Source organism: Gordonia amicalis (assembly GCF_022059885.1).
Taxonomy (GTDB): Bacteria; Actinomycetota; Actinomycetes; order Mycobacteriales; family Mycobacteriaceae; genus Gordonia; species Gordonia amicalis.
This window is the reverse complement of sequence record NZ_CP091855.1, coordinates 3,464,535-3,476,072: the sequence shown is the minus strand read 5'-3', so window position 1 is coordinate 3,476,072 and position 11,538 is coordinate 3,464,535. Positions and strand designations below refer to the sequence as shown.

General features: G+C 67.5%; 12 protein-coding genes and 1 pseudogene. 8 read left to right on the top strand and 5 right to left on the bottom strand.

Annotated features, from left to right (window positions below; genetic code table 11):
* The first annotated feature begins 34 nt into the window (after nucleotides 1-34).
* From sufC to IHQ52_RS15880, 4 genes are read left to right on the top strand one after another with little or no spacing between them, the layout of a single operon-like run.
* On the top strand, nucleotides 35-808 hold the full coding sequence (gene sufC, locus IHQ52_RS15895; RefSeq protein ID WP_096273956.1) for a Fe-S cluster assembly ATPase SufC: 774 nt from the start codon (nucleotides 35-37) through the stop codon (nucleotides 806-808).
* 26 nt (nucleotides 809-834) lie between these two features.
* Nucleotides 835-2,121: a cysteine desulfurase gene (locus IHQ52_RS15890; RefSeq protein ID WP_096273958.1), complete on the top strand. Its 1,287-nt coding sequence runs from the start codon at nucleotides 835-837 to the stop codon at nucleotides 2,119-2,121.
* A 3-nt stretch (nucleotides 2,122-2,124) separates the two neighbouring features.
* Nucleotides 2,125-2,604, top strand: coding sequence for a Fe-S cluster assembly sulfur transfer protein SufU (gene sufU, locus IHQ52_RS15885; RefSeq protein ID WP_096273960.1), 480 nt, complete (start codon nucleotides 2,125-2,127; stop codon nucleotides 2,602-2,604).
* Nucleotides 2,601-2,999 carry a metal-sulfur cluster assembly factor gene (locus IHQ52_RS15880; protein WP_024497097.1) on the top strand — a complete coding sequence of 133 codons (399 nt, stop codon included), beginning with the start codon at nucleotides 2,601-2,603 and terminating at the stop codon, nucleotides 2,997-2,999. Before sufU ends, IHQ52_RS15880 begins: the two co-directional genes overlap by 4 nt.
* Nucleotides 3,000-3,004: 5 nt before the next feature.
* Here the strand turns inward: IHQ52_RS15880 and IHQ52_RS15875 are convergent, their stop codons facing one another.
* Together IHQ52_RS15875 and IHQ52_RS15870 are read right to left on the bottom strand one after the other, a co-directional pair.
* Nucleotides 3,005-3,334 carry a hypothetical protein gene (locus tag IHQ52_RS15875; protein WP_096273962.1) on the bottom strand — a complete coding sequence of 110 codons (330 nt, stop codon included), beginning with the start codon at nucleotides 3,332-3,334 and terminating at the stop codon, nucleotides 3,005-3,007.
* A gap of 86 nt (nucleotides 3,335-3,420) precedes the next feature.
* Entirely contained in the window at nucleotides 3,421-4,494 is a 1,074-nt protein-coding gene (locus IHQ52_RS15870) for an IS630 family transposase (RefSeq protein ID WP_024498685.1), read from the bottom strand.
* 63 nt (nucleotides 4,495-4,557) lie between these two features.
* Here IHQ52_RS15870 and IHQ52_RS15865 point away from each other — a divergent pair, with 63 nt between their 5' ends.
* Nucleotides 4,558-5,634, top strand: a complete 1,077-nt coding sequence (locus tag IHQ52_RS15865; RefSeq protein WP_096273964.1) for a helix-turn-helix transcriptional regulator — start codon at nucleotides 4,558-4,560, stop codon at nucleotides 5,632-5,634.
* Between the two features lie 63 nt (nucleotides 5,635-5,697).
* Nucleotides 5,698-6,066, top strand: a complete 369-nt coding sequence (locus tag IHQ52_RS15860) for a DnaJ family domain-containing protein (protein ID WP_191835003.1) — start codon at nucleotides 5,698-5,700, stop codon at nucleotides 6,064-6,066.
* A gap of 69 nt (nucleotides 6,067-6,135) precedes the next feature.
* Here the strand turns inward: IHQ52_RS15860 and sigI are convergent, their stop codons facing one another.
* Nucleotides 6,136-6,987 carry an RNA polymerase sigma factor SigI gene (sigI, locus tag IHQ52_RS15855; protein ID WP_096273966.1) on the bottom strand — a complete coding sequence of 284 codons (852 nt, stop codon included), beginning with the start codon at nucleotides 6,985-6,987 and terminating at the stop codon, nucleotides 6,136-6,138.
* A gap of 182 nt (nucleotides 6,988-7,169) precedes the next feature.
* On the opposite strand from sigI, the pseudogene IHQ52_RS15850 reads away from it, so the two are divergent.
* A pseudogene (locus tag IHQ52_RS15850) lies at nucleotides 7,170-7,565 on the top strand (nitroreductase family deazaflavin-dependent oxidoreductase); the annotation flags it as partial.
* A 23-nt stretch (nucleotides 7,566-7,588) separates the two neighbouring features.
* On the opposite strand, the gene IHQ52_RS15845 reads toward IHQ52_RS15850, so the two are convergent.
* Complete coding sequence (locus tag IHQ52_RS15845; RefSeq protein ID WP_096273968.1) at nucleotides 7,589-8,740, bottom strand: lycopene cyclase family protein; 1,152 nt, start codon at nucleotides 8,738-8,740, stop codon at nucleotides 7,589-7,591.
* A gap of 58 nt (nucleotides 8,741-8,798) precedes the next feature.
* Nucleotides 8,799-9,614: an SDR family oxidoreductase gene (locus IHQ52_RS15840; RefSeq protein ID WP_191834379.1), complete on the bottom strand. Its 816-nt coding sequence runs from the start codon at nucleotides 9,612-9,614 to the stop codon at nucleotides 8,799-8,801.
* 99 nt (nucleotides 9,615-9,713) lie between these two features.
* Here IHQ52_RS15840 and IHQ52_RS15835 point away from each other — a divergent pair, with 99 nt between their 5' ends.
* Nucleotides 9,714-11,342: an ABC-F family ATP-binding cassette domain-containing protein gene (locus IHQ52_RS15835; protein WP_096273972.1), complete on the top strand. Its 1,629-nt coding sequence runs from the start codon at nucleotides 9,714-9,716 to the stop codon at nucleotides 11,340-11,342.
* The last annotated feature ends 196 nt before the right edge of the window (nucleotides 11,343-11,538 follow it).

Genomic DNA, 11,538 nt, shown 5'->3' with positions numbered 1-11,538 from the left:
AACCTTCCTCAGCCCGTAAGAGAGAACACAGAACATGACCACACTGGAAATCCGTGACCTGCACGTCGACGTCGCCCAGACCGACGCCGACGCCGAGCCCATCCACATCCTCAAGGGTGTGAACCTGACCGTGAAGTCCGGTGAGACGCACGCGATCATGGGCCCCAACGGCTCGGGCAAGTCGACGCTGTCCTACGCGATCGCCGGCCACCCCAAGTACCAGGTGACCTCGGGTTCGATCACCCTCGACGGCGAAGACGTCCTGGAGATGAGCGTCGACGAGCGTGCGCGTGCCGGCCTTTTCCTGGCCATGCAGTACCCCGTCGAGGTGCCCGGCGTCTCGATGTCGAACTTCCTGCGCACCGCCGCCACCGCGGTCCGCGGCGAGGCCCCGAAGCTGCGCCACTGGGTCAAGGAGACCAAGGAGGCGATGACCGCGCTGGACATCGATCCGTCGTTCTCCGAGCGCAGCGTCAACGAGGGCTTCTCCGGCGGTGAGAAGAAGCGTCACGAGATCCTCCAGCTCGACCTGCTCAAGCCGAAGATCGCCATCCTCGACGAGACCGACTCGGGTCTCGACGTCGACGCGCTGCGCGTCGTGAGCGAGGGCGTCAACCGGTACAAGGAGCAGGAGAACGGCGGCATCCTGCTGATCACGCACTACACGCGCATCCTTCGGTACATCAAGCCCGACTACGTCCACGTCTTCGTCAATGGCCGCGTCGTCGAATCCGCCGGTCCGGAGCTGGCCGACGAGCTCGAGGAGAACGGCTACGAGCGCTTCACCTCGGCGGCCAAGGCCGGCTGAACCAACACCCCAGGAGGTGCACGTACGTGACACTCTCGCCTGAGACGACAACCGCGGCAACCGCTCTCGATGTCGAGGCGCTGCGGGCGGACTTCCCGATCCTGTCGCGCACCGTTCGCGACGAGAAACCGTTGGTGTACCTCGATTCCGGGGCGACCTCGCAGCGTCCGGTCCAGGTGCTCGACGCCGAGCGGTACTTCCTGACGCACCACAATGCGGCGGTGCATCGGGGAGCCCATCAGCTCGCCGAAGAGGCCACCGACGCCTACGAGGACGCGCGCGAGGTCATCGCCGGGTTCGTCGGGGCGTCGTCGGACCAGTTGGTGTTCACCAAGAACGCCACCGAGGCTCTCAACCTGGTGACCTTCACGCTCGGAGATCCGCGCTCGGCGTCGATCCTCGGCGGATCGGCGCTGGGTCCGGGCGACACCGTGGTGATCACCGAACTCGAACACCACGCGAATCTGGTTCCATGGCAGGAACTCTGCCGTCGGACCGGTGCGACCCTGCGCTGGTACGGCGTGACCGACGACGGTCGTATCGACCTGGATTCGCTGACCCTCGACGAGTCGGTGAAGGTCATCGCGTTCACCCATCAGTCGAATGTCACCGGTGCCGTCGCCGACGTCGCCGAACTCGTCTCGCGTGCCCGTGCAGTCGGTGCGCTGGTCGTGCTCGACGCCTGCCAGTCGGTGCCGCACATGCCGGTCGACTTCTCGGCGCTCGACGTCGACTTCGCCGCCTTCTCCGGACACAAGATGTTCGGTCCGAGCGGTGTCGGCGCGCTCTACGGCAAGTCCGAACTCCTGGATGCGTTGCCGCCCTTCATCACCGGTGGCTCGATGATCGAGACCGTGACGATGGAGGTGTCCACCTACGCGCCGCCGCCGCAGCGTTTCGAGGCGGGCGTTCCGATGACCTCGCAGGTCGTGGGTCTCGGCGCCGCGGTGCGCTACCTGCAGACGATCGGCATGGAAGCCGTTGCCGCACACGAGCACGCGCTCGTCGGACATGCGCTCTCCCGGCTCGGTGAGATTGACGGTCTGCGCATCGTCGGACCCACCACGACCGAGAACCGTGGGGGAGCGGTCGCGTTCGTCGTCGACGGCATCCACGCGCACGACCTCGGTCAGATCCTCGACGACGAGGGCGTCGCGATCCGTGTCGGCCACCACTGTGCCTGGCCGCTTCACCGCCGGTTCGGTGTGGCCGCGACCGCACGTGCATCGTTCGCCGCCTACAACACATTCGCCGAGGTCGACGCGCTGGCCGCGGCGATCGTCAAGGCGCAGAAGTTCTTCGGGGTGAACTGAGCAATGCGTATGGAGCAGATGTACCAGGAAGTGATCCTGGACCACTACAAGCACCCGCACGGTAGGGGACTGCGTGAGCCGTTCGGCGCAGAGGTGCACCACGTCAATCCGACGTGCGGTGACGAGGTGACCCTCCGCGTCGCGGTGTCCGGAGACGGCGCCACCATCGACGACGTCTCCTACGATGGCCAGGGCTGCTCGATCTCCCAGGCCTCGACGTCGGTTCTCCACGACCTGATCGTCGGCAAGCCGATCGGCGAGGCGCTGGCCACCGTCGAGTCGTTCACCGCGATGATGACCTCCCGTGGCAAGGACCCGGGCGACGAGGACATCATCGGTGACGGCATCGCCTTCACCGGGGTCAGCAAGTACCCGGCGCGCGTGAAATGCGCACTCCTCGGCTGGATGGCGTTCAAGGACGCACTTTCCCAGACGGAGAACGCCTACATCGACAGTCAGAAAACAGAAGTGGAGTCAGCATGAGTGACGAGACCACCACCGCGACAGACACACCGGCAACCGACACCACGGCTGCCGGCACACCCGCCGCCCCGTCCACCTCGCTGCCGGCCGTCGAGGACGTCGAGGAGGCGATGCGCGACGTCGTCGACCCCGAACTGGGTATCAACGTCGTCGACCTCGGACTCGTCTACGGCATCGAGGTGACCGACGACGCCGTCGCGAAGATCGACATGACCCTCACCTCCGCCGCGTGCCCGCTGACCGACGTCATCGAGGACCAGTCTCGCGGCGCGCTGGTCAACAGTGGTCTCTGCACCGATCTGGAGATCAACTGGGTCTGGCTGCCGCCGTGGGGCCCGGACAAGATCACCGATGACGGCCGGGAACAGCTGCGGGCCCTCGGCTTCACCGTCTAGATCGACTATGCGACATGCGATCCGGCCGCCTCTGAGGCGGCCGGATCGATCGCTTTCGCGACGACCACCTCGTGAACGGTTGGCGTGCCATGGGCGACACTGACGCCCCGGGAGCCGGCCGTGGACCAGATCTTCTCGAGAACCCCGACGTAGGCCCGGGTGCGGGCGACGTCGGCGAAATCGAGTTCGATCGTGACCTCGGTCGGGTCGGTGACGCTGCGCATCACCCGGTAGGCGAGGACCCCGTTGTCGGCGCGCACACGTTCGTAGCCGTCGAACGCGCGGCGCCAGGCGTCGAAGTCGGGGATGGTGTCGGTGATCCGGAGCTGATACATGGCGGTCGCCCTTCTCGATGGGTGGATTCTCCGACCGTATGAGCGGGAGCCCCGTCCGAACATCCCCACCACGGGGGATTTCCGGCCTAGTGGTTCGTTTCTGAAGTTGTTTGACGGTTGGCCTTCTGCAGGATCTCTTCTGTGGTTTTGGTCCAGACGAATGGGTGTTTGCGGTCGTTCCAGCCGTTGATGAATTGCCGGATCTTTGAGTTGAGGTCGGCGACGCTGGTGAACACCCCGCGTCGGATCGCTTGGCGATCGATGAGTGCAAACCACACCTCGACGAGGTTGAGCCATGACCCCGAGGTCGGAGTGAAGTGCACGTGAAAGCGGGGATGGTCATCAAGCCATTGACGGACCTCAGCGGTCTTGTGGGTGGCGTAGTTGTCCATCACCAGATGGAGATCCTGTGTGGGGTAGGCACGAGCGAGTTGGCGCAGGAACGCCAGAAACTCCTGGCGGCGATGTTTGGGCTTGACCGCTGCGGTGACGTGGCCGGTCGCGATCTCCAATGCGGCGAACAACGTCGTCGTGCCGTGTCGCTTGTAATCATGAGTGCGTCTTTCGACGTCACCAGGCCGCATTGGCAGCATCGGCGCGGTCCGGTCCAACGCCTGGATCTGACTCTTCTCGTCCACGCACAACACGATCGCGTTGTCCGGCGGCGCGAGATACAAGCCCACCACATCGGTCACCTTGGCGACCAGTTCCGGATCGGTGGAGAACTTGAATGTCTCAGCCCGCCAGGGCTGTACACCATATTCGCGCCATGCCCGGGCCACCGTGGCGTTGCCGATCTTGAGGTGGCGTGCCAGCAAACGCGAGGACCAATGGGTGACTCCGAACTTCTTCGGCGGAGGCCGCAGCGTCGTGGCGATGATCTGCTCGGCATCGATATGACGTGGCCGACCCGACCGTGGTGCATCCTCGAGACCGGGCAGACCGTCCTCGGCATATCGCTTGCGCCACTTCCACACCGAGGTCGTCGTAGTGGCTACCTCGACCGCGATCTGCGCATTCGATACCCCCTCTGCGGCCAGCAGTACGATCCGAGCTCGCTGCGCCAGCCCCGCACGAATCGTCGTCGACCGCGTCCACGAGATCAACCTCTCCCGATCACCCTCACGCAAGACCAACGCCGGAGCCGCAGAATTCGCCACACCTCATTATCCCAAGACAATAACCATTTAGGAATTAACGACACGAGCCACTAGCCTTGACCGATGGGCGTCGATCTCCTGAGTCGGGTCGAGCGCTCCTGCGCACGAAACGCCGGTGTGAAGAGTCTTCGGCTGGCGGTGCTCGCTGACCTCGGAGCGGCAGTGGCGTTCGACGGCCACGTGTGGCTTCTGACCGACCCCGCGACCTCGGTCGGCACCTCTCCGCTGGCGACGCTGCCAGGCTTCCCGATGACCCGTCTGCCGGATCTGATCCGTGCCCGATATCTGACGACGAGCACTCGCTGGACCTGCCTCACCGGATCGCGGGTGCCGGCCACGTCGTGGTGTCGAGCCAGGGATCGCGAAGCTGCATCGTCATCCCCGTGGCGCGAGATCCTGGCGGAGTTCGGCGTCTGCGACGTGGCGACGCTCGCCTTCGCCGACCGGTTCGGGTGTTGGGGCTGGCTGGATCTCTGGCGCTTCGAGCCCCGTCCGCAGTTCTCCGCCGAGGACATCGACCGGATGTCGCAGATCACTCCGCTTGTCACGGCCGCGTTGCGATCTCGGCAGGCCGGATACTTCACCGACCCCGTCCGCACCGCGGCCTCCACCGGACCCGCCGTCGTGGTGCTCGATCAGGGTCTGCGACTTCGCGGACAGACAGCGGGGGCGGGATCGCGGCTCTATCAACTCAATCCACCCGATGCCGGGCCGGACGGGCGCATCCCGGACGTACCGGCGATCCCGGCGGCGGCCTACAACGTGGCGGCACAGCTCATCGCCCGCGAGCAGGACGTTGCCGCCGCGCCGCCGCGCGCGAGAGTGTTTCTCGAGCAGTACGGATGGCTGACCCTGGAGGCCGACCGGATCAGCGGGGCCGGACCGCCGGCCGGCCGCGAGATCGCCGTCACGATCGAACCCAGTGGTTTCACCGACCGTCTCGACCTCTTCGCCCGGGTGAACGGCCTGTCCGGTCGTGAGCGGGAGGTGCTCGGCCACCTCTGTGCCGGTATGGACAACCGGTCGATCGCCGCTGCGGTGTCGGTGTCCGAACACACCGTGCACGACCATGTGAAGTCGGTCCTGGCCAAGTCGGGATGCGGCAATCGCACCATTCTGCTGGCGCGGGTCGCGGGATGACCGACGCGGTCGAAGGCGAGTAGAACCGTTGGTGTGAATCGGTTCGAGAGTCGAGTCGAGCGGATGATCCGCGAGGCGACCGAGCGCGGGGAGTTCGACAACCTGCCCGGGGCGGGCAAGCCGTTGGACCTCTCCGACAGCGACGATCCCGACTGGTGGGTCAAACGCAAGATCCGCGACGAGAACCTGGACTCGTCGGCTCTCCTTCCCGCGCCTCTCCAATTACGCCGGGAGGCGCAGGATTTCCCGGAGTCGTTGCGCGACATCGCCGACGAGGACGCCGTGCGTGAGATCCTCGACGACTTCAACCGCCGCGTGCGCGAAGCTCATCTCGCCGCGCGTCAGATCGCGATGCCCCACAGCGTCGTCGCCCACACCATCGACGTCGACGACATGATCCGGCAATGGCGTGAACTTCGCCGACGCGGATGAATCCTGCTCGCGATCCAAGAGGTCATGTCACCTGCGCTGACCGCCACGAGCCGAGACGCCGACCGGCAGTCACCGATTCCGGGCCGACGGGTCCGCGGTGGCCTCGATCCTGACCACCCGGCCGTCCCGGATGCTCAGCACGACGACGGCGAACAACCGGCGGCGGTCGTACGCCAGCAGGACCGGATCCCCGGCCGGCCCACACACCAACGTCGCGCCGGGCCCGAGATGACGCAGCAGGTTCGTGGCCACGGAATCGGGACCGTGGTTGACCTGTTTCGTCGGGGCCGGGTCGGCCAGCACCGTGCCCACACCCCAGACGGTCGGGTCGAGCACGGCGGTCAACGCCTGCAGATCGCCGGTGGCACACGCCGCGATGAATGTGTCCATGACCTGCCGGTGCTGGATTTCGGGGACATCGACGGGGCGGCGGACTGCGGCGGTGAACTTCGCCCTGGCGCGGCGGGCCAACTGCCGACAGGTGCCCGCCGGTCTGCCGACCGTCTCGGCGATCTGATCGAACGGCACGGCGAACACATCGTGCAGCACGAATGCGACCCGCTCTCCCGGGGACAACCGGTTGAGCACCTCGAACAGTGCGGCCCGCACCTCGTCGTCGAGTGTGATCCGGTCGGCAGGATCTGCACCCGGGGCGGCGGTCTCGATGACGTCGTCGGTGTCCACACGTTCCAGGCGCGCTCGGGCGGATCGGACGTGGTCCAGACACAACCGCCCAGTCACCACGGTCAGCCACGCTCGGATGTCCTGCAGGCGTTCGATCTCGACGCGGGCCAGCCGCAGGAAAGCCTCCTGTGCGGTGTCCTCGGCAGCCCCGATGTCACCCAGCATCTGGTAGGCGAGATTCACCGTGTACGGGTGGTGCTCACGCCAGGCCTGTTCGAGGGCCGCCGGATCGGTCATGTCTTCACGACGAACAAGCGGCCCGGAAAGTTACCGCGCGCAGAGGTAACTTCCCCGGCCTGCGCCCCGTCCTAGATGACATGACCAACGATGACATGACCAACGACGACAGGACCAACGATGACACGGCCGACGACGACATCGCCGGTCTCGATCCCCGGCCACCCCGCTGGCTCACACCGATGAACAAGCTGGTGACGGCGGCGCAACGGGTGGGCATTCGCACCGGTCCCGCGATGGTGCTGACGGTGCCCGGTCGGAGATCCGGGGTGCCCCGCAGCACGCCGATGACACCGTTCGGGCATGACGGCGGCCTCTACACGGTCGCGGGTTATCCGGGCTCGGACTGGGCGGCCAATGCCCGGGCCGCCGGCGCCGGGACGTTGAGCCGGGGCCGGCGGTCCCGTCCGGTCAGGATCGTTGAACTCACGCCCGAGGAGTCGCGACCGGTGCTGCGCGCCTTCGCGATCAAGGTTCCGGTCGGTGTCGGTTTCGCCAAGCGCAGCGGCCTCGTGGTCGACGGCACGCCGGACGAGTTCGAGGCACTCGCAGGACGACTGGCGGTGTTCCGGTTCGACGGCTGGGACAGCGAGAAGTGCGGTCACCGGCGCTGGAAGCGCGGGGTCGAGCCGAGGTCCCCGGCCCATTCCGGCGTGGACATCGCACCGCGGGCCACGACGCTGCGGGTGCGCATGTCGACCGCCCGAATGACCCGGGTCATCGCGCCCATGGTGCCGGTCAGGTCGTTGCGACGGCTGAGGTAGCTGCGCTGCGACTCGATCGGCATGGCGAAGAACGCCTCGAAGAACGCGATCGTCTGGGTGGGGCTGAGCCGCAGCAGCGCGCTGAGCCCGCGCAGTCGAAGGTTGTGGACGGCACGCGCCGAGGCGGGCCACAGGTCGGGGACCGGATCGCGCCCCGCGGCCAGCGCGCCCACCACCGCATCGACGCACATCAGTGACGTGGCGACGCTGTAGCCGGTCGTCGGATTCTTGAATCCGCCTGCGGCGCCGAAGCAGAACGTCGGGTCCCGCCACGGCTGAGGCGAGGACCCGGTCAGCGGGAACGCCACGTGTTCGACGCGACGGATACCCGACGGCAACCCGCCGAGCCGGACCTCGAGCCGCCGCTTCAGCTCGTCGAGATCCAGGGCGGGCAACCCGGCCAGGCACGTCTCCTCCAGGAGATACTCGTCCCCGCCGAGCGGCACGACGTACAGGAACGACGGCAACGAGCGGCGGTCGACGATCCCGCCTCGCCAGTCCATCAGCAACGCCCCGTGGCCCTCCAGAACCGGTGCGGCGGTGGCCTTGTCGACGACGATGCCGTAGGCGGTCTGTCGTGGCGCCTCGTGGGGGAGTGCGCCACGGCAGTCGACCACCACGTCCCCGGTCAGTGCCCGACCGGTGTCGAGTTGCACTCGCGCACCGTCGATCCCGATGACGCGGTCGGTCACGATCTCGGCGCCGTCGAGAGTCAGCGAACGTTGCAGTCCCGGGGTGTCGAACACCGTGTAACCGCGGTCGACCTCTTCGAGGGCGGTGCCGGCGACGCCGATGCGTTCGAGGCGGGCGGCGAAGGCCGTCGGATCGAGCCAGCCGGGCAACTCGTCGGACCAGCAGGCGAAGGTGGACTGCCAGACCCGTTCGGGACGAGGGTCGACCACGGTCACCGGTATCGCGGCGGCCAGCAGCCGGTGCGCGAGTGCGCGCCCTGCCGGTCCCGCGCCCACAACGATCACTCCAGCGCTCACACGTCTTCCTTCGTCGCAGCCGGTGATCCGGACGGGAACTCCGGGCCGCCGGGCGTCGTCACGAGCCGCCGGTCGCCAGCATGCCCCCGTCGACGGCGAGGGTCTCGCCCGTGATCCAGGCCGATTCATCACTGGCGAGGAACGCGACCGCGCGGGCGACGTCCTCGGGTTCGCCGATGCGCTTCATCGGATACGCCGCGGCGGCCCGGGCCTCGTTCTCGCCCGCGATCAGTCCGGAGGCGAACTTGGTGCGCACGATCGCGGGCGCGATTGCGTTCACCCGGATGTTCGGCCCCAGTTCCCACGCCAATTCCGCGGTGAGGCGGATCAGCGCCGCTTTCGACGTGCCGTAGGCCGCGATCACCCCCGTCGACCGCAGGCCGGCGACCGAGGAGATGTTGATCACCGAACCACCGGTGTCCTTCATTCCCGCCCGGTACGCCTCCTGCACGAAGCCGAGGGCGGCGACGACATTGGTGTCGAAGGTCTTACGGTAGGCGCCCAGATCGGCGTCCATCAGCGGTCCGGCGAGGGGGGCGATGCCGGTGTTGTTGACCAGGATGTGGATTCCGCCACCCTGCTCCACAGCCGCCGCGACCGCACCCGCCCGGTCGTCGGCGTCACCGGTGTTGGCCGCGAACGCGGTCACCGTCGCCGACGGCACGGCCTGGCGGATGCGCTCCGCGGCCTCGGCAAGGGGCTCCGGCTTGCGACTCGTGATGACCACCGAGGCACCGCGCCGGGCGAGCTCGGTGGCGATGGCCTCGCCGATGCCCCGGCTGGCGCCGGTGACCAGAGCAGAGCGGCCGGTGAGGTCGGAGGTCTGGGGAAACGAGGACTGGGGAATCGTTGTGGATTGCGTCACGTCTGCCACCGTATCGGTCCACCGTGTCGCCGTGGGGCGACTCCGCAGCGCGGTCTGGGGCCTTGTCGTGGCAAAACCACTGGATTCGCCCCGGTAGACTGGTCCGTCGTGATCACCGCGACCGACCTGGAGGTACGAGCGGGCGCTCGGACCCTGTTGTCGGCGCCCGGCGACGCCCTCCGTATCCAGCCCGGCGACCGGATCGGCCTCGTGGGCCGCAACGGCGCCGGCAAGACCACCACCCTGCGCATCCTGGCGGGGGAGACCGAACCCTACGCCGGCACCGTCCGGCGCTCGGGTGAACTCGGCTACCTGCCCCAGGACCCCAAAGAGGGCGACCTGGAGGTCCTCGCCAAAGACCGGGTGCTGTCCGCACGCGGACTCGACGAGATCCTGCGCGACATGGAGAAGCAGCAGGCGCGCATGGCCGAGGCCGCCGACGACAAGCTGCGCGACAAGGCCGTCGCCCGATACGGACGTCTGGAAGAGCGTTTCGCCGCCCTGGGTGGCTACGTCGCCGAATCCGAGGCCGCGCGCATCTGCAACAGCCTGGGCCTGCCGGACCGCGTCCTGAACCAGCCGCTGCGCACCCTCTCGGGTGGTCAGCGTCGCCGCATCGAGCTCGCACGCATCCTGTTCGCCGCCTCCGACGGCTCCGGAAAGTCCGACACCACGCTGCTGCTCGACGAGCCGACCAACCACCTCGACGCCGACTCGATCGCCTGGCTGCGCAGCTTCCTGATGAACCACGAGGGTGGGCTGGTCGTGATCAGCCACGACGTCGACCTGCTCGCCGACGTCGTGAACCGGGTGTGGTTCCTCGACGCCGTCCGCGGCGAGGCCGACATCTACAACATGAGCTGGAAGCGCTACCTCGACGCGCGCGCCACCGACGAACAACGGCGTCGCCGCGAACGCGCCAACGCCGAGAAGAAGGCCTCCGCACTGCGTGCGCAGGCCGCGAAGCTCGGTGCCAAGGCCACCAAGGCCACCGCCGCGCAGAACATGCTCAAGCGCGCCGAGCGCATGATCGACTCGCTCGACGAGGAGCGGGTGGCCGACCGCACCGCACGGATCCGCTTCCCGGAGCCGGCGACCTGCGGCAAGACGCCGCTGATGGCCTCGGGCCTGTCGAAGAGCTATGGCTCACTGGAGATCTTCACCGGTGTCGACCTCGCCATCGACAGGGGCAGTCGCGTCGTCGTCCTCGGGCTCAACGGTGCCGGTAAGACGACGCTCCTGAAAATGCTTGCCGGCGTGGAGAAGCCGGACACCGGGCAGCTCGAACCCGGGTACGGCCTGAAGATCGGCTATTTCGCACAGGAGCACGACACCCTCGACGACCAGGCATCGGTGTGGGAGAACATCCGCCACGCCGCACCGGACGCGGGTGAACAGGAACTGCGAGGCCTGTTGGGCGCGTTCATGTTCAGCGGCGCCCAGCTCGACCAGCCCGCCGGCACCCTGTCCGGTGGTGAGAAGACCCGCCTGACGCTGGCCGGTCTGGTGTCGTCGGCCGCCAACGTCCTGCTCCTCGACGAGCCGACCAACAACCTCGACCCGGTGTCACGCGAACAGGTGCTCGACGCCCTGCGCAGCTACACCGGGGCCGTCGTCCTCGTGACCCACGACCCCGGCGCAGCCGCCGCACTCGATCCGCAACGCGTGATCCTCCTGCCCGACGGCACCGAGGACCACTGGAGCGACGAGTATCAGGAGATCATCGAGCTCGCCTGACCCTTCGAGGCTCGCTTCGCTCGCACCTCAGGGAGCGAGAGATGGCTCGCTTCGCTCGCACCTCAGGGAGCGAGAGATGGCTCGCTTCGGTCGCACCTCAGGGAGCGAGAGATGGCTCGCTTCGGTCGCACCTCAGGGAGCGAGAGATGGCTCGCTTCGGTCGCACCTCAGGGAGCGGTGGCGCGACCGCTCCCTG